Annotated in this window: 29 protein-coding genes; 12 read left to right on the forward strand and 17 right to left on the reverse strand. The window is 64.7% G+C overall.

Annotated elements, in window-relative coordinates:
- Window positions 1-61: 61 nt before the first annotated feature.
- The 4 genes from ACVWY5_RS25715 to ACVWY5_RS25730 all read right to left on the reverse strand — a co-directional run bounded on the left by ACVWY5_RS25715 (window position 62) and on the right by ACVWY5_RS25730 (window position 3,893).
- Window positions 62-1,051 (reverse strand): LysR substrate-binding domain-containing protein, encoded by a 990-nt coding sequence (locus tag ACVWY5_RS25715; protein ID WP_051376022.1) that lies wholly within the window; start codon window positions 1,049-1,051, stop codon window positions 62-64.
- Window positions 1,052-1,341: 290 nt separating this feature from the next.
- Window positions 1,342-2,901: a 2-isopropylmalate synthase gene (locus ACVWY5_RS25720; protein ID WP_028332435.1), complete on the reverse strand. Its 1,560-nt coding sequence runs from the start codon at window positions 2,899-2,901 to the stop codon at window positions 1,342-1,344.
- A gap of 124 nt (window positions 2,902-3,025) precedes the next feature.
- Window positions 3,026-3,184 (reverse strand): hypothetical protein, encoded by a 159-nt coding sequence (locus tag ACVWY5_RS25725; RefSeq protein WP_321176612.1) that lies wholly within the window; start codon window positions 3,182-3,184, stop codon window positions 3,026-3,028.
- A 139-nt stretch (window positions 3,185-3,323) separates the two neighbouring features.
- The gene (locus ACVWY5_RS25730; protein ID WP_028332436.1) at window positions 3,324-3,893 is read right to left on the reverse strand and encodes an Ada metal-binding domain-containing protein; all 570 of its coding nucleotides are present in this window, start codon (window positions 3,891-3,893) and stop codon (window positions 3,324-3,326) included.
- 124 nt (window positions 3,894-4,017) lie between these two features.
- Between ACVWY5_RS25730 and ACVWY5_RS25735 the strand changes: the two genes are divergently transcribed.
- Complete coding sequence (locus ACVWY5_RS25735) at window positions 4,018-4,455, forward strand: nuclear transport factor 2 family protein (protein ID WP_028332437.1); 438 nt, start codon at window positions 4,018-4,020, stop codon at window positions 4,453-4,455.
- 311 nt (window positions 4,456-4,766) lie between these two features.
- On the opposite strand, the gene ACVWY5_RS25740 is transcribed toward ACVWY5_RS25735, so the two are convergent.
- The 9 genes from ACVWY5_RS25740 to ACVWY5_RS25780 all read right to left on the reverse strand — a co-directional run bounded on the left by ACVWY5_RS25740 (window position 4,767) and on the right by ACVWY5_RS25780 (window position 13,303).
- The gene (locus tag ACVWY5_RS25740; RefSeq protein WP_028332438.1) at window positions 4,767-5,711 is read right to left on the reverse strand and encodes a polyphosphate kinase 2 family protein; all 945 of its coding nucleotides are present in this window, start codon (window positions 5,709-5,711) and stop codon (window positions 4,767-4,769) included.
- Window positions 5,677-6,687 carry a branched-chain amino acid ABC transporter permease gene (locus tag ACVWY5_RS25745; protein WP_028332439.1) on the reverse strand — a complete coding sequence of 337 codons (1,011 nt, stop codon included), beginning with the start codon at window positions 6,685-6,687 and terminating at the stop codon, window positions 5,677-5,679. The genes ACVWY5_RS25740 and ACVWY5_RS25745 overlap by 35 nt, the downstream gene beginning before the upstream one ends.
- Entirely contained in the window at window positions 6,684-7,565 is an 882-nt protein-coding gene (locus tag ACVWY5_RS25750; RefSeq protein ID WP_018272975.1) for a branched-chain amino acid ABC transporter permease, read from the reverse strand. The genes ACVWY5_RS25745 and ACVWY5_RS25750 overlap by 4 nt, the downstream gene beginning before the upstream one ends.
- A gap of 220 nt (window positions 7,566-7,785) precedes the next feature.
- Entirely contained in the window at window positions 7,786-8,490 is a 705-nt protein-coding gene (locus tag ACVWY5_RS25755) for a branched-chain amino acid ABC transporter ATP-binding protein (RefSeq protein ID WP_028332440.1), read from the reverse strand.
- A 4-nt stretch (window positions 8,491-8,494) separates the two neighbouring features.
- A complete protein-coding gene (locus ACVWY5_RS25760; protein ID WP_028332441.1) occupies window positions 8,495-9,274 on the reverse strand; it encodes an ABC transporter ATP-binding protein in 780 nt (259 codons plus the stop codon).
- A 22-nt stretch (window positions 9,275-9,296) separates the two neighbouring features.
- On the reverse strand, window positions 9,297-10,607 hold the full coding sequence (locus ACVWY5_RS25765) for an ABC transporter substrate-binding protein (protein WP_028332442.1): 1,311 nt from the start codon (window positions 10,605-10,607) through the stop codon (window positions 9,297-9,299).
- Between the two features lie 176 nt (window positions 10,608-10,783).
- A complete protein-coding gene (locus ACVWY5_RS25770; RefSeq protein ID WP_028332443.1) occupies window positions 10,784-11,548 on the reverse strand; it encodes a substrate-binding domain-containing protein in 765 nt (254 codons plus the stop codon).
- 15 nt (window positions 11,549-11,563) lie between these two features.
- Window positions 11,564-12,265, reverse strand: coding sequence for a hypothetical protein (locus ACVWY5_RS25775; protein WP_028332444.1), 702 nt, complete (start codon window positions 12,263-12,265; stop codon window positions 11,564-11,566).
- 12 nt (window positions 12,266-12,277) lie between these two features.
- Window positions 12,278-13,303, reverse strand: a complete 1,026-nt coding sequence (locus ACVWY5_RS25780; protein ID WP_028332445.1) for an ABC transporter substrate-binding protein — start codon at window positions 13,301-13,303, stop codon at window positions 12,278-12,280.
- A 183-nt stretch (window positions 13,304-13,486) separates the two neighbouring features.
- Between ACVWY5_RS25780 and ACVWY5_RS25785 the strand changes: the two genes are divergently transcribed.
- Both ACVWY5_RS25785 and ACVWY5_RS25790 read left to right on the forward strand, forming a co-directional pair.
- On the forward strand, window positions 13,487-13,936 hold the full coding sequence (locus ACVWY5_RS25785) for a cupin domain-containing protein (protein ID WP_028332446.1): 450 nt from the start codon (window positions 13,487-13,489) through the stop codon (window positions 13,934-13,936).
- Between the two features lie 217 nt (window positions 13,937-14,153).
- Complete coding sequence (locus tag ACVWY5_RS25790) at window positions 14,154-15,479, forward strand: 4Fe-4S binding protein (protein ID WP_028332447.1); 1,326 nt, start codon at window positions 14,154-14,156, stop codon at window positions 15,477-15,479.
- A 70-nt stretch (window positions 15,480-15,549) separates the two neighbouring features.
- On the opposite strand, the gene ACVWY5_RS25795 is transcribed toward ACVWY5_RS25790, so the two are convergent.
- The gene (locus ACVWY5_RS25795; protein ID WP_028332448.1) at window positions 15,550-16,434 is read right to left on the reverse strand and encodes an SDR family oxidoreductase; all 885 of its coding nucleotides are present in this window, start codon (window positions 16,432-16,434) and stop codon (window positions 15,550-15,552) included.
- A 92-nt stretch (window positions 16,435-16,526) separates the two neighbouring features.
- On the opposite strand from ACVWY5_RS25795, the gene ACVWY5_RS25800 reads away from it, so the two are divergent.
- A complete protein-coding gene (locus ACVWY5_RS25800; RefSeq protein WP_028332449.1) occupies window positions 16,527-17,369 on the forward strand; it encodes a helix-turn-helix transcriptional regulator in 843 nt (280 codons plus the stop codon).
- Here the strand turns inward: ACVWY5_RS25800 and ACVWY5_RS25805 are convergent.
- Both ACVWY5_RS25805 and ACVWY5_RS25810 read right to left on the reverse strand, forming a co-directional pair.
- A complete protein-coding gene (locus ACVWY5_RS25805) occupies window positions 17,366-18,151 on the reverse strand; it encodes an ABC transporter permease (protein ID WP_028332450.1) in 786 nt (261 codons plus the stop codon). The genes ACVWY5_RS25800 and ACVWY5_RS25805 overlap by 4 nt on opposite strands.
- Window positions 18,151-18,966 (reverse strand): ABC transporter ATP-binding protein, encoded by an 816-nt coding sequence (locus tag ACVWY5_RS25810; RefSeq protein WP_028332451.1) that lies wholly within the window; start codon window positions 18,964-18,966, stop codon window positions 18,151-18,153. Before ACVWY5_RS25810 ends, ACVWY5_RS25805 begins: the two co-directional genes overlap by 1 nt.
- 198 nt (window positions 18,967-19,164) lie before the next feature.
- On the opposite strand from ACVWY5_RS25810, the gene ACVWY5_RS25815 reads away from it, so the two are divergent.
- Window positions 19,165-20,088, forward strand: coding sequence for a ketopantoate reductase family protein (locus ACVWY5_RS25815; RefSeq protein ID WP_028332452.1), 924 nt, complete (start codon window positions 19,165-19,167; stop codon window positions 20,086-20,088).
- Here the strand turns inward: ACVWY5_RS25815 and ACVWY5_RS25820 are convergent.
- Window positions 20,064-20,861: an IclR family transcriptional regulator gene (locus ACVWY5_RS25820; protein ID WP_028332453.1), complete on the reverse strand. Its 798-nt coding sequence runs from the start codon at window positions 20,859-20,861 to the stop codon at window positions 20,064-20,066. The two genes, ACVWY5_RS25815 and ACVWY5_RS25820, sit on opposite strands and share 25 nt — an antisense overlap.
- A gap of 129 nt (window positions 20,862-20,990) precedes the next feature.
- On the opposite strand from ACVWY5_RS25820, the gene ACVWY5_RS25825 reads away from it, so the two are divergent.
- The 7 genes from ACVWY5_RS25825 to ACVWY5_RS25855 are packed head-to-tail and all read left to right on the forward strand — an operon-like array spanning window position 20,991 to window position 26,927.
- Entirely contained in the window at window positions 20,991-22,226 is a 1,236-nt protein-coding gene (locus ACVWY5_RS25825; protein WP_028332454.1) for an ABC transporter substrate-binding protein, read from the forward strand.
- A 56-nt stretch (window positions 22,227-22,282) separates the two neighbouring features.
- On the forward strand, window positions 22,283-23,632 hold the full coding sequence (locus ACVWY5_RS25830) for an aromatic ring-hydroxylating dioxygenase subunit alpha (protein WP_028332455.1): 1,350 nt from the start codon (window positions 22,283-22,285) through the stop codon (window positions 23,630-23,632).
- Window positions 23,629-24,435 (forward strand): SDR family NAD(P)-dependent oxidoreductase, encoded by an 807-nt coding sequence (locus tag ACVWY5_RS25835; protein WP_028332456.1) that lies wholly within the window; start codon window positions 23,629-23,631, stop codon window positions 24,433-24,435. The genes ACVWY5_RS25830 and ACVWY5_RS25835 overlap by 4 nt, the downstream gene beginning before the upstream one ends.
- A gap of 31 nt (window positions 24,436-24,466) precedes the next feature.
- Window positions 24,467-25,060, forward strand: a complete 594-nt coding sequence (locus tag ACVWY5_RS25840) for a 3-phenylpropionate/cinnamic acid dioxygenase subunit beta (RefSeq protein WP_028332457.1) — start codon at window positions 24,467-24,469, stop codon at window positions 25,058-25,060.
- 43 nt (window positions 25,061-25,103) lie between these two features.
- Entirely contained in the window at window positions 25,104-25,298 is a 195-nt protein-coding gene (locus ACVWY5_RS25845) for an SH3 domain-containing protein (protein ID WP_028332458.1), read from the forward strand.
- Between the two features lie 23 nt (window positions 25,299-25,321).
- Entirely contained in the window at window positions 25,322-25,717 is a 396-nt protein-coding gene (locus ACVWY5_RS25850) for a hypothetical protein (RefSeq protein ID WP_028332459.1), read from the forward strand.
- A 10-nt stretch (window positions 25,718-25,727) separates the two neighbouring features.
- Complete coding sequence (locus tag ACVWY5_RS25855) at window positions 25,728-26,927, forward strand: FAD-dependent monooxygenase (protein ID WP_028332460.1); 1,200 nt, start codon at window positions 25,728-25,730, stop codon at window positions 26,925-26,927.
- The last annotated feature ends 1 nt before the right edge of the window (window position 26,928 follow it).

Raw genomic sequence — 26,928 nt, forward strand, 5'->3', positions numbered from 1 at the left:
TCATCGCGCCTTGGCTCAAGGTTCGAGCATGATCGCCGCGCAAACGCTTCGCGTTGATCGCTTAGCTGGCCCGTCCGCCAACCCGGCCGACCCGATCCGTTTCGATCGCCCGCAGATAGTCCAGCATCAGACGGCTGGTTGCCGACAGATGCGCGGTGTCGCGGACCACGATCTTCAGCTCGCGCCGTCCCCAATCGTCGCGCAGCGGGATCGCACGAAGGCCCATGCCGGCGCCGACCACCTCGAAGGCGCGGTCGGGGATCAGCCCGAGCCCCATATTGGCCTGCACCATGCGGCAGACCGCATCGAAGCCGGGCACATTGATGCGCAGCCGCATCGCCTTGCCGGCTTGCGTCGCCGCATATTGCGAGCGCAGATAGATCGAACTCGCGGTGTGCAAGCCGATATGGTCGAAATCGAGCGTCTCGGTGAACAGCAATGTCTCGCGGCCGGCCAGCCGATGGTCGGCGCGCATCACCACCACCAGATTGTCGTGGCGATAATGGAAGGCCTCGAGCGCGCGGCTGTCGGCCTCGGCCGAGCAGATGCCGATCTCGGCCGCGCCCTCCTCGATGCCGCGCACCACCTGCCCGCTCGGCCGCTCCTGCAGATCGACGCGGAGCAATTCATGTGCCGCGAAGAAGGCGGAGAGATCCTCGGGCAGGTATTGCACGATCGCCGAGAGGTTGGCGAGCATGCGGACATGGCCACGCACGCCTTGCGAATATTCCGACAGCTCGACCGCGATCTTCTCGACATTGAGCAGCGTCACCCGGGCGTGGTGCAGCAGCGCCTCGCCGGCCGGCGTCAGCGCCATGCCCTTGGCGAGCCGCTTGAACAGCGTGACGCCGAACGCCAGCTCGAAATCGTTCATCCGCTTCGACACCGCCGACGCCGCGATCCCCTCGCGCTGCGCGGCGCGGGTGAGGTTCTGCTCGTCGCAGACCGCGACGAACAGGCGAAGCGTTGTCAGGTCGACCCGGCGCGTCAGCGCGGTCTCCGCCGGCGTGGCGGCGCGCGGAAGGTCTGTCACGATGGAGGAGATCGGCATGGACGGCGTTCCCCGGGAAAGAACGCAGCGTAGCGCTGGAGATGGCGCGGAAGATTCCAAAGCAGTGCGGGATGGAGCGGAATATTGGTAAATGATTCCAAGAATGACTGAGTTGGACGGTTTTCATCCCAAACAGGTCACCCGTACCTGTTGTTACGAGCGCAGTTCGTCACCGTCATCCCAGCGACAACGGCGAAGCCTTTGCGCGGGGATGACGGGGTTGGATGGGCCCCTGACAAAAACGCGGCGCCGAGGCGCCGCGTTTCAACTTTGTCGATCGATCTCGCTCGTCAGCCCGCAGCCTTGGCCGGGACATCGCGCTGGCGCTTCATCACGATCTTGTTCAGCGCGCCGAGATAGGCCTTTGCGGAGGCGACCAGCGTGTCCGGATCGGCGGCGCGGGCGGTCATCGAGCGACCTTCATGGGCCAGACGCACCGAGACTTCGGCCTGCGCGTCGGTGCCTTCGGTCACCGCGTGCACCTGATAGAGCTCCAGCTTGGCCTCGTGCGGCACCAGACGCTTGATGCAATTGAAGACAGCGTCGACCGGGCCGTTGCCCTCGGCCTCCTCGATCTTGATCTGGCCGTCGACGTCGAGCTTCATGGTCGCGCGCTGCGGGCCATGGGTGCCGGCGATCACGGTCAACGAGGTCAGCTTGATGCGGTCGTGGGCGGCCGCCATCTCCTGGTCGACCAGCGCCTCGATGTCCTCGTCGTAGATGTCCTTCTTGCGGTCGGCCAGCGCCTTCATCCGCGTAAAGGCATCCTCCAGCTGGTTGGCACCGAGCTTGTAGCCCATCTCCTCCAGCTTGTGGATGAAGGCGTGGCGGCCGGAATGCTTGCCGAGCACCAGCGAGGACTGCTTCAGGCCGACCATCTCGGGCCGCATGATCTCGTAGGTCGAGGCGTCCTTCAGCACGCCGTCCTGATGGATGCCGCTCTCATGCGCGAAGGCGTTACGGCCGACGATTGCCTTGTTGTACTGCACCGGGAACGAGGTGGCCGCGGACACCACCTTCGAGGCGCGGGTGAGCTGCGTGGTGTCGATCTTGTTCCAGTACGGAAACTTGTCGTTCCGCACATTGATCGCCATCACGATCTCTTCCAGCGCGGCATTGCCGGCGCGCTCGCCGATGCCGTTGACGGTGCACTCGACCTGCCGCGCGCCGCCGACGACGCCGGCCAGCGAGTTCGCGACCGCCATGCCGAGGTCGTTGTGGCAGTGCACCGAGAAGATCGCCTTGTCGGAGTTCGGCACGCGCTCGATCAGCGTGCGCATGAAGTTGGTGTATTCCTCCGGCACCGTGTAGCCGACGGTGTCGGGAATGTTCACCGTGGTGGCGCCGGCCTTGATCACCGCTTCGACAATCCGGCACAGATAGTCCATTTCGCTGCGGGTACCGTCCTCGGCCGACCATTCGACGTCGTCGATCTGATTGCGGGCGCGGGCGACCATCGCGACCGAGGTCTCGATGACCTCCTCGGGGGTCTTGTTCAACTTCACCCGCATATGCAGCGGCGAGGTCGCGATCACGGTGTGGACACGGCCGCGGCGGGCGAACTTCACGGCTTCGGCGCAGCGGTCGATGTCGGCCGGATGGGCGCGGGACAAGCCCGCGATGACCGAGTTCTTGGAGCGGCGGGCGATTTCGCTGACCGCCTGAAAATCGCCTTCCGAGGTGATCGGGAAGCCGGCCTCGATGACGTCGACGCCCATGTCGTCCAGGAGTTCGGCAACCTCGAGCTTCTCCTCGAACGTCATGGTGGCGCCGGGGCACTGCTCGCCGTCGCGCAAGGTGGTGTCGAAAATGATGACGCGGTCCTTCTCGGACTTGTGCGCGGTGGCCATGTCAGAAATTCCTTTAAGCTTTGCGCCCGTCATGTTGCTCCTTGAGCAATTACTTGGGCGATATCAGGGTTCGGTGATCTCGTACAAACCCCTGAGTGCCCAGGCGCAAACGCCCAGCCGGCCCTCAGGGGCAGGTAAGAAGAAGGCCGCCGATAAGCAGGGTGGGCGCTGCGGCAGGGATCGTGGCGGTAGCCTCGGCCACCTCCCCCAAAATCCCGTCAATTTGGCCGCGAATCAGCATTGCCAGACCCTGTTGAGCGCCAAAATCCTCGGACAAAACCATTGACGGTTCGTTGCCGGGACGCGCTGTGCGCCGTCGTTCTAGACGATTATGGCAAGCTGCCGCAATGGGTAAAGATGGTCAGGTGGGTTGACCTATCGTTGCCGCATGGCTAGGCGCGATCCACCCCTTTCTCGTCCTCTCACCTCCGCCCGCGCGAAGACGCGCGCAGGCTCGACGGCGAGCGGCCGTAGAGGTCAGCGAAGGCGGCGTTGAAACGGCGGACGCTGCCGAAGCCGGCGCGGAAGGCGATCGCGGTCATCGCGTCGTCGGTGGTGTCGATCAGGCGCTTCGCGCGCTGCACGCGACGCGTGGTCGCGACCCGTTGCGGGCTGGCGCCGACATGGCGCTCGAACAGTCGGGCGAGGTGGCGCGCGGTAATGCCGAGCCGGTCGGCCAGTGCAGCGACCGAGCCGCGCTCCAGCGCGCCGCCGTCGATCAGCTTCAGCGCGCGCGCAACCGTGGAGCGCGTGCCGTTCCAGGCCGGACAGAACGGCGCGGTTTCGGGACGGCAGCGCAGGCACGGCCGATAGCCCGCCGCCTCGGCTGCGGCGGCGGTCGGGTAATAGGTGACGTTGCGCGGCAGCGGATGCTTCACCGGGCAGACCGGGCGGCAATAGATCCGCGTGGTCCTCACCGCCGTGAAGAAGCGGCCGTCATAGCGCGCGTCGCGCCGCAGCCGCGCAGCGTTGCAGACATCGAAGCTGAGCATGGGCGGAGTCTAGCGCGTCGCGCGATCAAGGAAAGCGGCCCAAGATGATGAGGTCCGATTCCGGCCAGCGCGACCCGCAGCGCTGACCTAGATCGATCCGATCGATCAACCCGGAGACATCGCCATGACCAACCCGGCAGCCAGGGAAGCCAGCAAGCAAATTGTCCTGAACGCCTGGCAAACGTTCAGGACCCGCGACGCCAAGCTGATTGCTGCGCTGTTCGCGCCGGATGCCGAATGGATCGCGCCCGCCGGCAACGCCACCGCGGTCGCGCTCGATCACGCCGACCACATGATCGGCGCTGACGCGATCGCCCGCTTCATCTCGACCGAGATGCACCGCCTGTTCTCCGAGATCGACATCGCGTTCCGCGCCGTTCATGCCGACGGCGACAGCGTGATCGTCGAGGAGCGCATGCGCGCGACGGTGCCGGGCGGCCGACGCTATGAGAATGACTACTGCTTCGTGTTCGTGGTCGAGGCGGGCCGCATCAAGCAGGTGCGGGAATACATGGATACCCGCAAGGGCTGGCAGATGGTGTTCGGAGAAACTTCTCATTGACACTCACGCCCGGGCCACTCTTCTCCCCACCCTCCCCCGCAAGGGCAGGGCTATCGCATTGGGAATGAACCGATTCTTCCGCGCCGTCATGGCCGGGCTTGTCCCGGCCATCTACGTCTTTTCTTTGCGTGGAAACGAAGACGTGGATGCCCGGGACAAGCCCGGGCATGACGAGTTTGTGGGAACTCCGATTGCCTCAAACGGCCATATGCGATTGCCCTACCCGCAAGGGAGGAGGGAGCCTGACGAGTGCGCTTCCCTGACGTAATCAAGCGTGCGCGAGAGAAAACGCGGCCCCAGTCCTTCGCATTCTACTTGTTCTTCGCCACGGCCTTCTCGCCTGCGCCGCCCTTGCCTTCCGCCTCCAGCGCCCCACGGACGCGCTTGAATTCGCTCAGCTCCGCCTTGTCGACCTCGGGGAATTTCAGATCGAGCCCGTCGAGCGCATTGACGATGGTCGAGCCGATCACGACGCGGGCGAACCATTTGTGGTCGGCGGGCACGATTTGCCAGGGTGCCTCCTTGGTTGCGGTGTGATGGATCATGTCCTGATAGGCGGCCTGATATTTGGCCCACAGCTTGCGCTCGGCGACGTCGGCCATCGAGAACTTCCAGTTCTTGGCCGGCTCCTCGAGCCGGTCGAGGAAGCGCTGGCGCTGCTCCTCCTTGGAGACGTTGAGGAAGAATTTCAGGATCACGGTGCCGTTGCGCGCCAGATAGCGCTCGATCGCCGAAATGTCCTCGAAGCGCTCGCGCCAGATGTTCTTGGTGACGAGGCGCTTCGGGATCTTCTGCTTGCCGAGCACCTCGGGATGCACCCGCACCACCAGGCACTCCTCGTAATAGGAGCGGTTGAAGATGCCGATGCGGCCGCGTTCCGGCAGCGCGATCATCGCGCGCCACATGAAGTCGTGGTCGAGCTCCCTGGTCGAGGGCTGCTTGAAGGAGGAAACCTCGCAGCCCTGTGGATTGACGCCCTCGAACACGCTCTTGATCGCGGAATCCTTGCCGGCGGCATCCATGCCCTGGAAGATCAGCAGCAGCGACCAGCGGTCCTGGGCGTAGAGCTTCTCCTGGAAGTCGTTGAGCCGCTTGCGGTTGGCCTCGATGATCTTGCCGCCGGCGTCCTTGTCGATGCCGCCCTTCTCGGCGGTCGGATACGATTTGAGGTGAAATTCGCCCGACCCGTCGAAGCGGAACGGCGCGACGAAGGGCTTCAGTTCATCGGCGAGCGATGGGGACGGTTTGTTGCTCATGGCTTCTCGACGGCTTGCGTGGCGATTTGATCCGGTCGATCACGCTACCAAGAATGCCCTTGGGCAGGAAGATGATGAACAGTACCAGCAGCACGCCATAGACCAGATTGTCCCAGCCGACCGCTTTGGTGCCGAAAGAGATGCGCAGCACCTCGGCCAGCACGATGGTGATGACGGCGCCGACCGTCGGTCCCAGCGCGACATAGACGCCGCCGACGATCGCCGCGAACACCATCTGCAGGGAGACCGCGATGCCGCTCACCGTGTCGGGCGAGATGAACATCTGGTACTGGCAGTAGAGCGCGCCCGACAGCGCGGTCATCAGCGCGCTGATCAGGGTGATCTTGAGCTTCTCGGCGGTGACGTTGACGCCGGCCGCAGCCGCAGCGTCCTCATCCTCCGAGATCGCCTCCATGGCGTGGCGGATCATGCTGCGATCGATCGCGCGCCAGATCACGAGGCCCGCGATCCAGACAGCGAGCGCGATCAGATACCAGGTGGTCTTGTCGTCGAATTGCAGCGCGACCAGCCCCTTGCCGCTCGGGGCGCGCTGCGGCGTGTAGCCGAGCGAGCCGCCGGTGTAGTCGCGGGTCGCGGTGATGACCTGCAGCACGATGCCCGACAGCGCCAGCGTCACCAGCACGAAATAATGCCCGGTGATGCGAAAGCGAAAGCAGGGATAGGCGACGACGAGCGCGAGCACGCCGGCGGTCGCCATGCTGAGGGGAATGCCGATCCAGGGCGACACGCCGAGATGGTTCCACAGCAGCGCGGTGACATAGGCGCCGATGCCCATGAAACCGCCATGGCCGAGCGAGACCAGGCCGAAGCGCCCCATGATCGACCATGAGGTGTACGCGAACGACCAGATCAGGATCAGCACCAGCACGTGCAGATGATAGGGATCGCGATGCACGAAGGGCACCGCGACGAGCGCGATCAGCGCGATGATCCAGCCGGCGGCTTGCCTGTTCACGAGCGCCTCGCCAGCAGGCCCGCGGGCCGGATGAACATCATGACGATGAAGAATGCGAAGGCCAGCACGTAGCCCCATTCGAGATCGGAGAACAGGCCGCCGAGCGAGATGATCTCGGCGAACACGAAGGCGGCGATGAAGCCGCCGATGAAATTGCCGAGCCCGCCGAGCACGCAGATCAGGAAGGTGATCGGCCCGAACGACAGGCCGACGAACGGATGCACGTCATATTGCAGCACCAGGAGGCAGGCGGCGAGGCCGGCGAGCCCGCCGCCGATCGCCGAGGTAACGAGATAGATGCGCTTGGGGTCGACACCCATCAGCGGCATGATCTGGCGGTCCTGCGCGATGGCGCGGATCGCGGTGCCGGTGAAGGTGCGGGTCAGGAACAGATAGACGCCGATCATGCCGAGCAGCGCGGCGGCGAACGACAGCAGCCGTGCGTAGCTGAAATTCATCTCGCCGAGCGCGAGCACCGGCAGGCGGATGCCGAGATTGCGGAAGTCGATGCCGAAGGCGACGGTGGCAAAGCTTTGCAGGATGAACAGCACGCCGCCGGTGGCGAGCAGCTGGTTGATCGGCGGCGCGGTCAGGAGCGGCGCGATCACGAAGAAATGCAGCGCGCCGCCGAGCAGCGCGACGAGCAGGATCACGAGCGGCGCAGCGGCCCAGTACGGCAGGCCGTAATACTGCACGAGATAATACATGCCGTACATGCCGATCATCACGAGCTCGGCGTAGCAGATCCAGGTGACGTCGATGACGCCGAAGATCAGGTTGAGCCCGAGCGCGAGCAGCGCCAGCACGCCGCCGAGCAGGATGCCGTTGATGACGGCCTCCAGCAGGTAGATGTCGAAGATGTCGAGGAAGGATTGCATGGCTGCTGCCTTAGAGCGTGACGTGGTCTAGCTGAACTAGCTCGACCGTCATCCTGAGGTGCGCGCCCTTGCGCGCCTCGAAGGATGCACGGCCCGTATGTGGCCGATTCATCCTTCGAGGCTCGCTACGCTCGTACGTCCCGAGCGAACGCAAACGCGTTCGTCCGGGGATGACGGGGAAGTGTGTGAGCGCGTCTGCCCGATCTGTTGTCATCATCCCCTACACCCCGAGATACGCCTGCTTGATGGTGTCGCTGGCCGCGAGTTCCGCCGCTGACCCGGCGGCGCGGATGCTGCCGGCTTCCAGCAGATAGGCGCGGTCGACCACGCGCAGCACCTGCTGCACGTTCTGCTCGACGATCAGGACCGTCAGCCCGGAGGCGCGGATCCGCTTGACGAGCTCGAACACCTGCTGCACCACGACCGGCGCGAGCCCGGCCGACGGCTCGTCGAGCAGCAGCAGTTTCGGATTCGACATCAGCGCACGGCCGATCGCGCACATCTGCTGCTCGCCGCCCGACATGGTGCCGGCCATCTGGTGCTGGCGTTCCTTGAGCCGCGGGAACAGCTCGAACACGAAGTCGAGCCGCTCGGCGTAATGCGCGCGCGCGCCGGGCATGTAGGCGCCCATCTTCAGATTGTCGGCGACGGTGAGCCGCGGAAACAACCGGCGATTTTCCGGCACATGCGCGATCCCAAGGCTGACGATGCGATGCGGGGGCGTCGCGATGACGTCGGTGCCTTCCATCGCGATCGTGCCCCTGATCGGTCGGATCAACCCGGAAATCACCCGCATCAAGGTGGTCTTGCCGGCGCCGTTCGGGCCGATCACGCCGACTGCCTCGCCCGCCTTGACGTCGAGGCTGACGTCGAACAGCGCCTGGAAGCTGCCATAGCCCGCGTCGATCGATTTCAATTCCAGCATGCGCTCACGCCCCGATCCGGCGCCGCGCCTGGGCTGCGGCCGCGGCCGCGGCCGCGAGGCTCGCATCGGCATCGGTGCCGAGATAGACCTCGATCACTCTTGCGTCGCCGGCGACATCGGCCGGCAGGCCCTCGGCGATCTTCTCGCCGTGATCGAGCACCATCACGCGATCGACCACCCGCATCAACACGCCCATGATGTGCTCGACCCAGATGATGGTGATGCCGAGCTCATCGCGGATCCGGCGCAGCATGTCGGCGGCCTGGCCCATCTCGGCCTCGTCGAGGCCGCCAAGGCTCTCATCGGCGAGCAACAGCTTCGGGCCGGTGGCGAGCGCCTTGGCGAGCTCGAGCTTCTTCAACCCGGCGGCGCCCAGGCCCTCGACGCTGGCGTGACGGTCGGTCGGCAGCCCGACCATCGCGAGCGCCCGCTCGGCCGCCTCCTCGGCCTTGCCGCGGCTGTGGCGGCCCTGGCCGTAGAAGCCGGCGAGCACGACGTTTTCGAAGATACTGAGGCGATGGAACGGCCGCGGGATCTGGAAGGTCCGGCCGATGCCACGGTTGATGATCCGGTGCGGGGCGAGCCCCGCGATCTCGTGGCCGTCGAACAGGATCGAGCCGGAGGTCGGTGGCAAGGTGCCCGAGAGCATGTTGAAGATCGTGCTCTTGCCCGAGCCGTTCGGGCCGATCAGGCCGAGGATCTCGCCCTGCTCGACGCGGAACGACACGTTGTTGACGGCACGAAAGCCGCCAAACCGCTTGACCAGGCCTTCGACGGCGAGCACGGCAGTTCCCTTCGCGAGCGAGCTATTTGTAGCTGTAGGTGGTGCCGGCCGGCAGCGGCAGCTCGGTCTCGCGCTGCATCTGGCTCTTCGGCCACACCACATAGGACTTGTCGTCGATATATTGCAGCACCACCGGGAACGAGCGCGCGTTCTGCCCGGCATACTGCTCTCCCTCGCCGTAGAACTTCACGCCATAGCCGAGCATGGTGCCGCCCTCGGGAATGTCGGTGTCGAGCGCAGCCTTGCGCAGCGCATCCGGATCGACGCCGCCATACTTCTTGATCGCGCGCGGCAAGACGTCGTCGAGGAAGACATAGGCGTTGGCCGCGCCAATGCCGACATGGGCGGAACGGATCGGCACGCCGGGCTTCAGCCGGTCAAACTCCTCGCCGACCATCTTGATGACCGGCGGCAGCTTGGGATCCATGTTCTTCTGGTTGGCAAGCCAGATCGAGATCGGGTCGGTGTTGAAGAGATAGTTGGCGTCGGTGCCGAGCCCTTCCTTCAGCTTCTCGTAGACGCCGTAGCCCGCGCCATGGCCGACGATGGCGCCGAACCTCAATCCCTGCTCGCGGGCCTGGCGGAACAGCAGGGTAATGTCCGGATTGTAGCCGGTATGGAAGATCACGTCGGGCTTGGCGCGCTTCAGCTTGGTGACCAGCGCCGACAAATCGGGCGCGGTCGCAGAATAGCCCTCCTTGAGCACGATGTTGAAGCCGGCCTTCTTGGCGCCGGCCTCATTGCCCTTGGAGACGTCGACGCCATAGGCGCCGTCCTCATGGATGATGGCGACGCGGAGGTCTTTCGGCTCCTTGCCGAACTTGGACATCGAGTATTGCGCGATGAAGTCGGTCGTCATCATGCCGTACTGGTTGCCGGCGGCCTGCGGACGGAACACGTATTTGTAGTTCTTGCCGTCGAACACGCCGGAGGAAATGCAGGTCGTGATCCACATGAACTTCTTCATCTGCTCGACCCGCGCCGACACCGGCACGCATTGCGCCGAGGAGAAGAAGCCCATCACCATGTCGACCTTTTCCTGCTCGAGCAGCCGGACGGCCTCGTTGATAGCGATGTCGGGCTTGCTCTGCGCGTCGGCATATACGGCCTCGACCTTGTAACCCTCGACGCCGGTCTTGGCGTAATGGTCGAGCATGATCTTGACGCCGGTGTATTGCAGCTCGGAGCCGCCGCCGGCCAGCGGGCCGGTCAAATCGAAGATTACGCCGATCTTGATCTTCTTATCCTGCGCATGCGCTGCATTGGCCACAGCAAGCGCCGCAAGCGCGACAGATAGACCCGCAAGCCAGCGGGCAGCCCTCCTGACCGGCATGAATCCCTCCCCAGAGATTGTGCACTGCATTTTTTGTTGTCGTGCCGCCCTATCACAGGGGGAGCGGCCGATGATGTCAAGCGCGATGGCTGCGTCCGCACCGCGCAGGCTTGCGCAAAGTTTCGGCGGAGCAGTGCCGACGCGCAGCGCTCCGGCGTGCGCTTGGCGGCAGCAATTTATCCGCGGGGCCGTTCCATGCCGGCCCGTTTGATCGCCGTGAGCAAAATATCGCTGTCCAGGGAAAGAAAATCGATCAGGCGCTTGGCTGCTTCCGGCGCTAGCGCGTCGCTGACGATCGCGGCTGTGAAGGTCTGGACCAGCTGGAGATCTGGCGGCAGCAGACCGACAACTTCGATGCCGCTCTCTTGAACCAGTTCGCTGGTCGGACCGATCGAGAGATTTGCCTTGCCTGCTCTCAGCGCTTCGGCCGCCTCGGTTCCGCGCGCCTCGAGGGTGAGCCTGACCGTGTCCGGCAAGTTCAACCTGGGGAAAACCTTGTCGCGGACGTACTGTCCGCTCGTGCTGCTCGGCGCCACCACCTCGCCGGCGTCGATCAAAGCCTGCCTAAGCGCGGCATCATTGCCGATGTCCGGCCTGGATGAGCCCGCCCGAACCGCCGCGGCCAAAGGTGCCGTCGCCAGTCCGGCTTCCGATCCCCCAAGAATCCGGCCGTCTTCGTTGAGCTTGTGAAGTCCCTCACGCGAAAGGATAACCACGTCCGCTTTGGTGCCGTTCGCGAGCTGGTGCCTGATCGTCTTCGGACCGGTGCCCTCCGACGCGCCAGATCCAGTCTCCACACTGATGCCCGTTCTTCGCTCGAATTCAGGCAGCACGTCTCGGTAGACCGCGGCGAAGCCACCCGAAATGATGACCCTGATCGTTTTGGGGCCGTCGGCGATTGCCGGTGTCAATGCAGCGGCAGCGGTGGCTTGCTCGGTCATTGCGCACTCCTTTGCCTAGGCCGGCAGCTGCGTCTCGATGAACGCGGTGACGAAGCGCGGCATTGCGGGAGTGAGATCGGCTCGGCTGCGCACCAGATGGATGCCGGCAAGCTCGGGATTTGCCTGGCGCGCGAGATTGGCCTCGATCCGCGCCCGCAGCGCGTCACCAGGCATATCGACGCGCAGGATCTGCATCATTGCAAGCGCAGGCCCGGTGTAGATGCAGTGCCAGTCGGCGTCGCCGCGGCAATCCGACGGCAACAATCCCGTCTCCTCCTCGAGTTCGCGCATCACGCTGCCGGCGATATCGACCGTGTCGCCCCTGATATCGTCGAGGTCGGGTGTCCCTGACGGGAAATAGATGCGTCCGGCATTCGCGGTCTGCTCGCCCATCACCCCGCACAAGAAGGCGCCGTCGCTGGCGAGCAGCGCCCCCATGCCGAAACCGTTGAACACCTCGTGGTCCGCAAAGCCCCAGTCGCGCCAGGCGAGGAAGCTCGCGAAATCGGTTTCGAAATAGCTCGCGCTGAGCCGCTCGCCGGCGAAGACCGGATCGCGCCCGAGCAGCACGCGGCCATTCCACAGGTTCGGGTTCAGCCGCTGCTGCTCGGCGAAATGCGCGTCGATCTCGGCGCGCCGCTGGTCCGCGAACGGCCAGGGACGCCGCTGCAAGGCAAGGTCGAGCGCGGTGACACGACAAATGAGCGGAGACTGCATATCCGAACGTGTTTACTTCGCGTTTCCGGTCGTCTTCTTGACCTGGTCGACGAACTTGTTGGTGTAGGTCTTGGTGACGTCAATGCCGGCCTTCGCGACATCCGGCGAGCCCTCGCTGAACACCGCGAGCACCGCCTCTGCACCCTTGGGGTCCATCTTGCCGGTCTCGGAATACATCGGGATCGTGTTCTTCAGCGCCGCGAGATACTGCGCCTTGTCCTTACCGACGATCTCGTCGGGCATCTTGGCCATGATATCTTCGGCGCTGTGCGAGTGGATCCAGGCCAGCGTCGCCATGATCGCATTGGTCAGCGCCTGCACCTCCTTCTCGTGGCCGTTGACCCAGGCCGCGGTCGAATACAGGGCGCCGCCGGGATATTCGCCACCGAACACCGCAAGCGTGTCGTGCTGGGTGCGGGTGTCACTGAGAATCTTGAGGTCCTTGTAGCCGCCCTGCAGCACGGTAACGGCGGGATCAAGCATCACGGCAGCGTCGATCTGGCCCTGCTCCATCGCCGCGACCGCCGTCGCGCCGAGACCGACACCGATCACGGCGGTGCCGGCCGGATCGAGGCCGTTCTTCTTGAGCAGATACTTCAAGAAGAAATCGGTCGAGGAGCCCGGCGCGCTGACGCCGACCTTCTTGCCGGCGAGATCCTTGATCGAGTTGATCTCGCCGGTGTGCTTCGGCGACACCACCAGCACGAGGCCAGGATAGCGGTCATAGACCACGAAGGCCTGCAGCTCCTGCTTCTTGGCCGCGAGATTGACGCAGTGGTCGAAATAGCCGGAGACGACGTCGGCGCTGCCGCCGAGCACGGCCTTGAGCGCGTCCGAGCCGCCCTTGAGGTCGACCAGTTCGACTGCAAGCCCGGCCTTGTCGTATTCGCCGAGTTGCTTGGCCAGCACGGTGGGCAGATAGCACAGGCAAGCGCCGCCCCCGACCGCGATGGTGATCTTGCTTTGCGCCGCGGCAAGGCCCGTGGACAGGGTCAGCGCCAGCAGCATTCCGGCAAGCTTGCCAAGCAGTTTGTTCATGACGTCCTCCGTTCGATTGGTCGGCAAGATAGAGGAGCTGGAAGGCCTTGAGAAGGCGACTTTCCGACAGCTGGTCAAGCCTGCGGCGGCGGCATAGCATCGCAGCTATTAAGAAAACGCCGAAGAAGCGCAAAAACTGGAAGCACCAAGAATACTTCAAGGGAAACATCAAGGGAGGCCTTCATGAATCGTATTGCAACTGCGCTGTCGATCGCTGCCGCCTTTGCCGCGGGCTGTGGCGTCACCCATTTGCTGCGGCCGGCGCTCGCCGCCGAGAACATCACGGCGCAGGTCATCCATACCGGCGAGATGGAGGGCGACAAGCTCGGCGATGCCAACAAGGTCGGCTTCCGTTCCAAGATGTTCGTCTCCGCCGACGGCGCCACCGTCTCGATCCAGGACGGCAACGTGCCGAAGCACATGCATCCCAACACCAACGAGATGCAGTTCGTCCTCGAAGGCACCGGCACGGTCTGGCTCGGTGACAAGGAAGTGACGGTGAAGCCCGGCGACCTGATCGTGATCCCGAAGGGCACGCCGCATGGCGGCACCAAGCCGAACGGCCGCGCCATCAAGGCGATCGCGATCAAGACGCCCCCGCAGGCGCCGGATGACACCAAGCTGCTGGATTGACGGCGGCCTCCCTCAGCGTCATTGCGAGCGAAGCGAAGCAATCCATCTCTCTGGATGGGCGGACCCATGGATTGCTTCGTCGCTTCGGTCCTCGCAATGACGAAAGTCGCGCGCGCCCGCGCCGGTTCCATGACATGACACTTGACAGATAATTCACTTGCCTCAAGTTTGCTCGCTTCATAATATGACGATCGTCATTTTATAGAGAGCAAGACCCATGAGCCTGGACGATCACCCCACGGTCAGGGCTGTGCGCGCGCGCAGCAGCGAACCGGTCCGCGACGTCCCGGTTTCATCGGAACTGATCAAGGATATCGCGCGCAGATGCGGAGCCGATGATGTCGGCATCATCGAGTTCGAACGGGCCGCCATCGCGCCGCAGCGCGACTTCATTGGCAAGGTCTATGGCCGGACGCGCTCCCTGCTCGCGATCGTCTGCCACATGAACCGTGAGCCGGTGCGTTCGCCCTCGCGCTCGGTTGCCAACGAGGAATTCCACAGCACCTACGATCACGTCAACGAAACCGCGCGCGCCATCGTTCGCGCGCTCGACGAGCACGGCATCCCGGCCTGCAACTCGGTTGCCGCGTTCCCGATGGAGATGGATCTGCCAAGGATCATGATGGTTCAGCACAAGCCGATCGCGGTGGAAGCCGGTCTCGGCCGCATGGGAATCCATCGCAGCATCATCCACCCGAAATTCGGCAGTTTCGTCCTGCTCGGCACCATCCTGCTCGGATGCGAGGTCGACGCCCATGACCATCCGATCGACTACAATCCCTGCCTGGAGTGCAAATTGTGCGTCGCTGCCTGCCCGGTCGGCGCCATCAAGCCGGACGGCGGCTTCGACTTCCTGTCTTGCCACACCCACAACTATCACGACTTTCTCGGCAACTTCTCGCAGTGGGTGGAGAAGGTCGCGGATTCGAAGGACGCAAGGGATTATCGCGCCCGCGTTCCCCGCACCGAGACGCTGAACATCTGGCAATCGCTGTCGTTCAAGCCGGGCTACAAGGCGGCCTACTGCATCTCGGCCTGCCCGGCCGGCGAAGACGTGATCGGCCCCTTCCTGCATGATCGTGACGGGCATTTCGCCGACGTGGTGCAGCCGCTGATCGACAAGGACGAGTTCGTCTACGTGATCCCGGATACCGACGCCGAGGACACGGTGACGCGGCGCTTTCCGCACAAGAAGGTCCAGCATGTCACCTCGGGCCGCCATACCGGCAGCCTGCAGGCCTATATCTTTTCGCTCTCGCTCGGATTCCAGCGCGGCAGGGCGCGAGGCCTGGATTTCGTGACGCATCTGCGCTTCACCGGGGCGAGCCCGCTGGATATGACCGTTGCGATCAAGGGCAAGGATCTCCAGGTCGTGCCGGGACGGCATGTCGGAGAAGCCGCTCTGACCATCACCGCTGACGCCCAGGCCTGGCTGCGCGTGCAGAACCGCGACCTCGAACTTGCCGACGCGATTGACGCAAAGCTGGTGAGCCATAACGATGAAGCATTGTTCGCCGCCTACATGCGGTGCTTCCCGCTCTGAGCCGCAGCGTAGTTGCGTCGGATGGCATGCCTTCGGCTAACCCACCCTACGCAGCCTACTGCGTTGCTTCTTACCGCGCGGAATCGACCAACCGTTCGAGATCGGCAATCAACCCCGGCCCGGTCGGCTGCCATCCAAGCTTCCTGCGCGTCTGCTCGCTGGAGGCCGCCATGTCGTATGCAGCGAACGTGCCGAGCCAGCCAAAGAAGGCCTGCGCCTCTTGCGGGGCGATGGATTTGACCGGCAGCTTCAGCCGCCGTGCGATCGTTTCGGCAATATCTCGCATCGAGACCCCCTCTTCCGCGACGGCGTGATACCTTGCGTTCGGCTCAGCCTTTTCGATGGCCAGCCGGTAGAGACGCGCGACGTCGAGAACATGCGCCGCCGGCCAGCGATTTTGCCCGTCGCCGAGATAGGCGCACGCGCCCTTTTCGCGGTACACCGCGATCAAGGGGGTGATGAGACCCTGCCGGACGGGATCGTGGACCTGGGGAAGACGCATGGCCGACGCGCGGACGCCGTTCAGCGACAGGGCCGTCTGTTCCGACACGCGAGGGAATGGGAAATCCGGCGATATCGTTTGGTCCTCAGTCGCGATCTGGCCGGGCGCGGCCAATCCCGCCAAGCCCCCGGTCACGATCAGCGGCCTGTCCGATCCAGACAGAACAGAACCCAGCGCTTCGATGGCGCAGCGGTCGATCTCGCAACTCTTCGCGAAGTTGGACCAGTCGTGAACGAAGCCCAGGTGAATGACAGCATCCGAAGCGCTTGCCCCCTTGCGCAAGCTATCAAGGTCCTCGAGCGAGCCGCGAAGAGCCTCCGCACCAACGGCAGAGATCGCGTTCGCCCCCTCGTCCGAACGGGCCATGCCAAGAACCTGATGTCCGGCGGCGATCAGGTCCTTGACGACGGGAGTGCCGATGAATCCGGTGGCACCAGTGACGAACACACGCATGAGGAAGTCTCCAGGTTTCGTTGGAGACAAATCTGGCCCTGCGCGCTATCCTGTTAAAGTAGTGATCTTATCATGGTATAATAGTTAACAGGATGAGCGAACCGCTCGCGCAAGAGAACCTGCTCGGCGCCTACCTGAAGGACCGCCGCAGCAAGCTCGATCCGGCCGTGTTCGGCTTTCCGCCGGAGCGGCGGCGCACGCCGGGCCTGCGACGCGAAGAGGTGGCGCAGCGCGCCAACATCAGCGCGACCTGGTACACCTGGCTCGAACAGGGCCGCGGCGGTGCGCCCTCGGCCGATGTACTCGACCGCATCGCGCGTGCGCTGATGCTGACCGATGTCGAGCGCGAGCATCTGTTCCTGCTCGGCCTCGGCCGCACGCCCGAGGTGCGCTACCAGAAGAGCGAAGGCGTCACCCCCCGGCTGCAGCGCGTGCTCGACGCGCTGGAGCCGCGCCCCGCCGTGATACGCACCGCAACCTGGGATATCGTCGCCTGGAACCGGGCCGCGACCGTGATGCTGACGGACTACGGATCGCTGCCGCCGCGCGAGCGCAACGTGCTTCGCTTCATGTTCCTCGATCCGCGCGTCCGTGCTGCGCAACACGACTGGGCCAGCGTGGCGCGCTTCGTGGTCGGCGCCTTCAGGGTGGATGCGGCACGCGCCGGAGCCGCGGCCGAGGTGCAACCCTTTGTCGACGAGCTCTGCCGGCTCAGCCCGGAATTCGCGGCGCTGTGGCGCGACAACGACGTGCGAACGCACGGCGAAGGCGTCAAGCAGCTCCGGCATCCGATCCTGGGCCCGGTCAAGTTCGAATATTCGGCGTTCGCGGTCGACGGACGGCCCGACCTCAGCATGATCGTCTACAATCCGATCGACCCGGAGGTGACGAACAAGATCCGCGGATTGATCGAGGCCGCGCCGGCAGTGCCCTAATCCCGCGTCACGGCTGTCGGCCGCCAAACCAGCAGCCGATTCTCGACCATCGTCACGCCCATGTCGATCAGGATGACGAAGGCCGACAGCACGAACATGCCTGCGAACACGCCGGCGACGTCGAACACGCCCTCGGCCTGCTGGATCAGGTAGCCGAGGCCGGCGGCGGAGCCGAGATATTCGCCGACCACCGCGCCGACCACCGCAAAGCCGACCGAGGTGTGCAGCGAGGAGAACATCCAGGACAGCGCCGAGGGCCAGTAGACGTGGCGCATCAGCTGCCGCTCGTTCATGCCAAGCATGCGGCCATTGTCGAGCACCGTGGTCGGTACTTCCTTGACGCCCTGGTAGACGTTGAAGAACACGATGAAGAACACCAGGGTCACGCCGAGCGCGACCTTGGACCAGACGCCGAGCCCGAACCACAGCGCGAAGATCGGCGCCAGCACCACGCGCGGCAGCGCGTTGACCATCTTTACATAAGGATCGAACACCGCGGCGACGCGCGGCTGGCGCGCGAACCAGAAGCCGACCAGAATGCCGCCGGCCGAGCCGATCACGAAGGCGAGGATGGATTCCCACAGCGTGATCGCGAGATGCTTCCAGATCACTCCGGTCGAGAACCATTTGACGATTTGGCTGAAGACGTCGAGCGGATTGGAGAAGAAGAACGGCGGCAGCAGCACCTTGCCGAACACCGGCACGGTGGAGAAGAGCTGCCAGAGCGCGAGCGTGACGACGGCGACCAGCACCTGCAAGGACAACAGCGTGACGCGCGACATCAGGCAGCTCCCGCCTGCGTCGACTGGACATAGCCCTTCATCACCTCGTCTTTCAGCACGCCCCAGATCTCGCGGTGCAGGGCATGGAAATCCTTCTCCATCCGAATCTCGGCGATGTCGCGCGGCCGCGGCAGCGTGATGCGCCAGTCGCCGATGATGCGCGCGGAAGGACCGGCCGACATGATCACGACGCGATCGGCCAGCGCGATCGCCTCCTCGAGATCGTGGGTGACGAACAGCACCGCCTTGCGATCGGCGTTCCACAATTCCAGCAGCAGATTGCCCATGATCTGCCGGGTCTGGGCGTCCAGCGGACCGAACGGCTCATCCATCAGGAGGATCTTCGGATCGCGGATCAGGACCTGCGCCAGCGCAACACGCTTGCGCTGGCCGCCCGACAGCATGTGCGGATAGCGATTGGCGAAGGCGCCGAGCCCGACCGAGGTCAGCCATTTCTGCGCGCGCGCAAGCGCCTCGGCGCGCGGCGTGCCAGTGATTTCGAGCCCGATCGCGACATTGTCGATCGCGGTCTTCCAGGGGAACAGCGCATCGGCCTGGAACAGGTAGCCGGCGTCACGGTTGAGGCCGCTCAGCGGCTTGTCGAAGATCCTTGCCGTTCCGGCCGCGGGCTTGAGCAGCCCGGCCGTGACGTTCAGCAGCGTCGACTTCCCGCATCCGGTCGGGCCGACAATGGCGACGAACTCGCCATGATCAACCGAAAGATTGGCCTGTTCGACCGCGGTATAGACGCGTCCATCCGCCAACCGAAACGCCACCGTCGCACTGTCAAGCGCGACCGCCGTCGGCTCCGTCATCGCCACGCATCCCTCCCGAACTTTCCGAGATGGCTTAGCGGTTCGGGCGGGCAAGTCAACGCAGGAAGATGGCCTAGCAAACAAGGCTGTGGTCACGCGATTTTCAGACAGGCCGGGTTGCGCAATCGCGCAACCGGGTTGCGCATTGCGCCGACATCGTCGAGGCTGCGACCCAAAGCGACGGACAAGGAGACAATCATGCGGATCGCAGTGGTGGGCGCCGGAGGTGTCGGGGGCGGCTTTGGTGCGGCGCTCGCGCATGCCGGAGCCGACGTCACCTTTATCGCGCGCGGCGCTCATTTGGCCGCCATGCGCAGCGAGGGGCTGAAGGTTCAGGGCGGCCGCGGCGAAACCCATCTGGTCCCGACCCAGGCGACCGACGATCCGGCAAGCGTCGGCCCGGTCGATATCGTGCTGTTCTGCGTCAAGCTGTGGGACGTCGAGAGCGCCGGCCAATACATCAGGCCGATGGTCGGCCCCGACACCGCGGTGATCCCGCTGCAGAACGGCATCGACGCGCCTGACAGGCTGGTCCCGATTCTGGGACGCAACGCCGTGATGGGCGGCGTGGCGCAGATCTCGGCCTCGATCATCAAGCCTGGCGTCATCAACCAGGTCGGCACCTTCATGCGCATGATCTTCGGTGAGCTCGACGGCCGCATCACGCCGCGCGGCAAGGCGCTGCTCGATCTCTGCCTGAACGCCGGCTTCGACGCGACCTTGAGCGAGCAGATCAACACCGAGCTCTGGATGAAGTTCGTCGGCCTCGCCACCAATGCCGGCTTGACCGCAGTCACCAGGCTGCCGATCGGCAAGCTGCGCGACGATCCCGATTTGCGCCCGCTCTTCGTATCGGCCTGCGAGGAGATCATCGCCATCGCGCACGCCAACGGCATCAAGCTGCCGCCGGATGCGCTGACGAAAGTGCTCGACTTCATCGGACACGCGCCACCTGCGATGAAGGCCTCGATGGCGCTCGATCTCGAGCGTGGCAACCGGCTCGAACTGCCGTGGCTGAACGGCAAGGTGGTGGAGCTCGGCCGCAAGCTCGGCGTCCCGACGCCGACACACGACATGCTCTATGCGGTGTTGAAGCCCTATGCGATGGGCGCGCCGTCCTGATAGCCCAGCAGGACCGAAATCTGCCGGCCGGCCTCGCGCACCAGCTTTGAATATTCCAATAGCTTCCGCTCGTCGATGCGCGCGCTCGGTCCGTAGAGGCCGACCGAACCGACCACCTCGCCGCGGTGATCGAAACACGGCGCGGAGACGGCGACCGCGCCGGCGAAGATCTCGCCATGGCTGGTCGCATAGCCGTTGCGCCGCGCAAAGGTCAGCGCGTCCTCGAGCCGCGCGCGATCCGCGCTCTTTGCAATGCTGGCAACAAGCGCGGCCTGCCGCTTCGGGTCCATGAAGGCCAGCATCGCCTTGCCGGTCGATCCCTGGATCAGGCTCAAACTGTGGCCGACTCCGCGGCTGATCGAGAGCACGTGACGGCTCTCGCATTCGAGGATGCAGATGCCGCGATCGTCCTGCTCGCGGAACAACGCTGCGGTCTCGCCGGTCGCCTCGCGCAGGCCTTCGACGACCGAGCGCGCGATCGCGACCACCTCGAGACCCTTCAGCCAGACATGGGCCAGCTTCATCACGCCGTGCGACAGCCGGAAGCGCTGCGGGTCGCCTTCGGCCTGGATCAGGTCGCGCTGCGCCAACGTCTGCAGCAGGCGATAGAGCGTCGGCCGGCTCAGCCCGACCCGCTTCCGGATCTCGATCACGCTCATCGCCGGCTGATCTGGCGTGAAGCTTTCCAGGATCGCGATGGCGCGGTCGACCGCCCGCACGCCTGACGCCCCCTGCTCCGCGTCCTGAACTTCCGCCTTCGGTTTCTTTGCCATCCGTCCACATCGCAAATTCGGCAGGGCGCGCTGCATCCAGCGCGCTTGACCAATCGGCCCGCGCGAATAGTATCGCAAATTATGAGAATAATGTCCACTAGATGGACATATGAAAAATCGACGGGAGGATTGGAATTGCTGGAGACAAACGCCTCGCGCAGATGGGCCGCCGCCGCGATCGCCACGCTGATGCTCTCAACGCCGCTGGCGTACGCCGCACCCGACGGCTCAGGCATCTCGGACGGCGTGGTGCGGATTGCGGTGCTGGGTGACTACGGCAGCGGCCGCGATCTCGGCGGGCCGGGCTCGGTGACCGCCGCCAAGCTTGCCGCTGAGGATTTTCATAACAAGGTGCTAGGCAAGCCGATCGAGATCATCTCGGCGGATCACCAGAACAAGCCCGACGTCGCGGTCGGGATCGCGCGGCAATGGTTCGACGTCGAGCATGTCGACGCGGTGACCGATCTCGCGGTGAGCTCGGTCGGGCTCGCCGTCGCCGGGCTTGCAACGCAGAGCAACCGCACCGCGCTGGTCTCGGGCGCCGCGACGTCCGATTTGACCGGCGACAAATGCTCGCCCGTCGTCACGCATTGGGCCGACGACACCTACGCGCTGTCGGCCGGCCTGGTCGGCGAGCTGAGCCGCCGCGTCGGCAAGGAATGGTTCTTTGTCGCGGTCGACTATTCGTTCGGTAGCGCGATGGTGAAGGATGCCTCGCGCGCGGTGACCGATACGGGCGGCAAGGTCATCGGCGCGGTTCGCTATCCCTTCAACACCACCGACTTCTCATCCTTTTTGCTGGCCGCGCAGAGCTCCGGTGCCAAGGTGGTGGCACTGGCCGGCACCGGCGCCGACACCGTCAACGCGGTGAAGCAGACCCACGAATTCGGCCTGCAACAAGGCGGGCAGACCATCGTCGGCATGCTGACCTTCATCTCCGACGTCCATTCGATCGGCCTGCGCGACGCGCAGGGCATGTACATCGCGTCCCAATATTACTGGGATGACGACGACGGCACCCGCGCCTTCGCCAAGCGCTTCATCGAGATCGAGAAGCGCGAACCGACAAAATTGCAGGCCGCGACCTACGCCGCCGTGCGCCATTATCTGAAAGCGATCGAGGCCGGCGGCAGCGATGAGGCGAAGGCGGTCAATGCCGAGATGCGCAAGCTGCCGGTCGATTTCTTCGGCCGCCCCGCGCACATCCGCAAAGACGGCCGCGTCGTCTACGACCTCTCGCTCTACCGCGTGAAGAAGCCGGACGAGAGCAAATATCCCTGGGACTACTACCAGAAGATCGCGGCCATCCCCGGCGACAAGGCGTTCCGCCCCGAGCGAACGGGCGGCTGCAAGCTCGACAAGTAGGACGCACCATTATCGCCGCGACGCACGGTCGCGCATGCAAGATCAAGGAGGAGCCGATGCCGCTTCGCAACGATTTCGATCAGCTTGTAGACGTCAAGGGTGGCTTCATCAGCCGCGAGATCTTCGTGGATGCCGATATCTATCGGCAGGAGCTCGACAAGGTCTTCACCCGTGCGTGGCTGCTGGTCGGGCACGAAAGCCTGGTGCCCAATCCCGGCGATTTCTACACCTCGCGGATGGGCGAGGAATCCGTGATCCTCTGCCGCGACAAGAAGGGCGAGATTCACGTCTTCCTCAATTCGTGCCGGCACCGCGGCATGAAGGTGTGCCGCTACGAACAGGGCAACACGTCGCTGTTCACCTGCCCCTATCACAGCTGGACCTACACCACCGACGGCAAGCTGCAGGGCGTTCCACTGCACCGGACGCTGTACGACGGGGTGCTCGACCGCGAGGCCAACTCGCTGGTCCCGGTGGCGAAGCTCTGCAACTACAAGGGCTCGATCTGGGCGACCTGGGACAAGGACGCGCCCGGCTTCATCACCTATCTCGGCGATGCCAAGATCCATCTCGACCAGGCGCTCGACTGCCGCGACGGCCGCGAAGGCGGTTCCGAGGTGATCGGCGTCCACAAATGGGTGTTCCCCGCCAACTGGAAATTCGCGGCCGAGAATTTCCTCGGCGACACCTATCACAACCCGAGCCATCGCTCGGTCGACCTGATCGGCATCGGGCCCAGCGCTGCCGCCGGCAAGAAGGGCCGCCGCGACGACGAGCTGGAGAAGGCGCAGCACGTCTGGATCAGCTTTCCGGAAGGCCATGGCGTGCACAGCGCAATCCAGCCGGAGGCCAACGAATACATCGAGTCCTTCCTCGACAACCCGATCCTCGAAAAATACTTCCGGCACTGTTTCGAGGAGCGCAAGCGGCGGCTCGGCGAAGGGGCGCGGCTGCTGCCGTTCGTCGGCACGATCTTCCCCAACACCTCCTATCACGGCCGGCAGCCGCGTGGACTGTGCGCCTGGCATCCGCACAGCCCGACCTCGACCGAAGGCTGGCGCTTCTTCCTGGTCGACAAGGATGCGCCGAAGGAAGCCAAGGAATATCTGCGCCGCTACTACATGCGCTACTCCGGCCCGGCCGGCATGACCGAACAGGACGACATGGAGAACTGGCTCTATGCCACCGCGGCGAGCACCGGCACGGTGGCGCGGCGCTATCCCTTCAACTATCAGCAGTCGATGGGCGCCTACGTCACCGATCATCCGCTCGGCGGCGACGTCTCCACGCAAGTCACCGAGCAGATCGCGCGCGGCTTCTATCGCCGCTGGACCACCTACATGCAGGGCGGCGACTGGCACGAGCTGCTCGGATCACCCGCTGGCAACCGGCAGGCCGCAGAATGACCGCGCCCGCAACAATCGTCCTCGTCAGCGGGGGCACCTTCGGCATCGGCCGCGCGATCACGCTCGGCCTCGCGCGGCGCGGCCACGCGGTGGTCGCCTTCGGTCTCGAGGCGGCGCAAGTCTCGAGTACCGCGCAGAACGCCATTCCGGCCCTGCGCGAGGAACTTGATCGCGAAGGGCTCTCCGCCGAATTGATGGAAGCCGACGTGTCGCAGGCCGGCGATGTTGCCAAGGTGGTCGCCCACGCGATGGCGCGGTTCGGGCGCATCGACGGCGTCGTGAACAACGCCGCGATCGGCCCGCTCGGCACCGTGCTCGACACCGACGAGGCGCTGTTCGACCGGATCATCGCCGTCAATCTGAAGGGACCGTATCTGACCAGCCGCGCCGCGATCCCGCACATGATCGCGCAAGGCGGCGGCTCGATCGTCAACATCGGATCCGGCGCCGGCTGGGGCAAGCCGAACATGGCGGTCTACAGCGCGAGCAAGGGCGGCGTTATCGCGCTCAGCGCAGCGATGGCCTACGACTTCTTCCACCAGCGCATCCGCGTCAACACCGTGATCCCTGGTGGTGGCGGCATCGTCAGCGGTATGAGCCTCGGCCGTGTCGGCGGCGATGCGGCGCGTTTCGGCAAGGGCGCGCCGGGCACCGCCGCGGGCCGCGTCGCCGCCGGTGACGACATCGCCAATGTGGTCGCCTTCCTGCTGTCACCGGAAGCGGAAACGCTGTCCGGCACCGTGATCGATGTCGGCTGCTTCGCCCAGCAGGGCGGACCGATCCCGCCCAAGCCGGCGCTCTGACAACCCTGCGATGCCTGATGAGGAGATAGCGATGACGACGACCGTTCAGGATCAGGACAAACAACAACACGCCGGGAACGCTGCGATCGAGCGATCGGCGACCTACTACCGGCTGAAGGCCGATGTCGAGGATTTCTACTACCACGAGGCCGATTTGCTCGACGACCGGCGCTTCCGCGACTGGCTCGAGCTACTCACCGACGACATCGGCTATTTCATGCCGATCCGCCGCAATGTGAAGTTCGGCCAGCAGGCCGCGCGCGAGAACACCAAACGCGGTGAAGGCATCAGCTGGTTCGACGAAGACAAATGGACATTGACCAAGCGGGTCGAGCAGATCCTGACCGGCGTGCACTATGCCGAGGAGCCGCTGTCGCGCATCACGCATATGGTCAGCAATGTGCAGATCAAGGGCGCGCGGCCGGATATCGAGGCTGCGCGCGAGCTGGACGTCACCAGCCGCTTCCTCGTCTACCAGAACCGCGTCGAGTACGAGACCTACATCTTCGTCGGCCGCCGCAACGACACGCTGCGCCTGACGGACACTGCCTGGAAGATCGCGCGACGCGAGATATTGCTTGAACAGAATATCCTGCTGGCCAAGAATCTCACCACGTTCTTCTAAGCGGGGCCAGGTCTGAGCAAGGTCAAGATCAGCAAGGGTAGCGATGATTGACGTGATGGCGATCAAGGTGGGGACGCGGCTGAAACTGGAGGCCGGCGTCGTCGCCGAAGTGATAGAGAACATGGACGATGGCCAGTGGCTGCAGGTGCGCTATCTGGAGTGCCCTGCCCGGCCCGCCGACGTCGGAACGGTGGAGCTGTGCCACGCCCAGGACGTCATCAAGGTGCTCAGCGAGTAATCCCAGTCAACGGACCGACGATCATGCTGCGATTTGAATACATGCCGAGCGATTTTCATCCGCTGTTCCTGTTCCTCGGCGAGGCCGCCGATCTCGCCGCGCTGGCAATGCTGCTGCGACGCTTTGCCGAGGACCCGCAGACCATTGCCGTGGCGGAGCGGATTCCCGGCGCAGTCTCGCGCGACGCGCTGGTGCTGGCGCCCGCCGACGACGAATTCGGCATGCGCGATCTCGGCGGCCGGTTTGCCTGGAAGCTGACCGATTGGCAGGCGGAGCGGATCGCCGCGCGCATCGAGCTGTTAACCCCTGAGGATAACAAGTCCGGCTCGGAGATCGTCGAGATCGGCAGTGACGGCGAGATCCCGGTCAAGCTGTCGCGCGGCGAATTCACCGACGATTTCCTGATCACGCACAGATAGCGATGTTCGCGTGAGTACACACCGCAAGCCAAAGGTCCTGATTGCCGGCGCCGGGATCGGCGGTCTCGTCGCCGGATTGTCGCTGCTGCAGCGTGGCATCGAAGTCGATATCTTCGAGCAGGCGTCCGAGCTGCGCGAGCTCGGCGCCGGTGTCCAGCTCAGCGCCAACGGCACCAGCGTCCTGATCGCGCTCGGGCTCGAGGAGGAGATGCAGGCCATCGCCTGCGAGCCCTCGGGCAAGGAGATCAGGCTGTTCAGCACCGGGCGGACCTGGAAACTGTTCGACCTCGGCGCCTCATCGCGCGCGATCTATGGCGCGCCCTACTGGATGGTGCATCGCGGCGACTTTCACCGCGTGCTGGTCGACGCATTCACGGCCCGGGCGCCGGGGCGGCTGCATCTTGGCAGCCGGTGCACCGGATTTGACCAGGACGGCGACGGCATCTGGCTGCACCTTGCCAATGGCGAGCGTCGGCGCGGCGACGTCGTGGTCGGTGCCGACGGCGTGCACTCCGAAATTCGCCGGCAGATCGGCGGCGACACCAAGCCGTTCTTCTCGGGCGTGGCCGCCTGGCGCGGGCTGGTGCCGATGGAACGGCTACCGCCACCCCTCAGGCGCGACGTCGGCACCAACTGGATCGGCCCGGGCGGCCACGTCATCACCTATCCGGTTCGCCGCGGCGAGCTGTTGAACTTCGTCGGCATCTTCGAGGGTGAGAGCTGGTCAATCGAGTCATGGACCGAACGCGGTACGCGCGAGGCCTGCAGCGGAGCCTTTGCCGGATGGAATCCGCAGATCCGCACCATCATCGCGAGCCTCGATATTCCCTACAAATGGGCGCTGCTCGGCCGCAACCCGCTCGATCGCTTCGTCGTCGGGCGCGCCTGCCTGCTCGGCGACGCCGCGCATCCAACGCTGCCGTTCCTGGCCCAGGGCGCCAACATGGCGATCGAGGACGGCATGGTGCTGGCGCGCTGTCTTGAAGGCTTCCCGCCCGAGGAAGCGCTGCGGCGGTACGAGACCGCGCGGCTGACGCGCACAAACGGGATCGTGGTGAAGTCGGCCGAGAATGCCAGGCGCTTCCATAATCCTGCGCTCGCCGACGCCGAAGGCGCCGACGCCTATGTCTCGCGCGAATGGCAGCCGGACCGGGTGCGCGAGCGCTATGACTGGCTGTTCACCTACGATGCCTTGCGTGTGCCGCCTTGAC

It is taken from the genome of Bradyrhizobium sp. USDA 3256 (assembly GCF_054058275.1).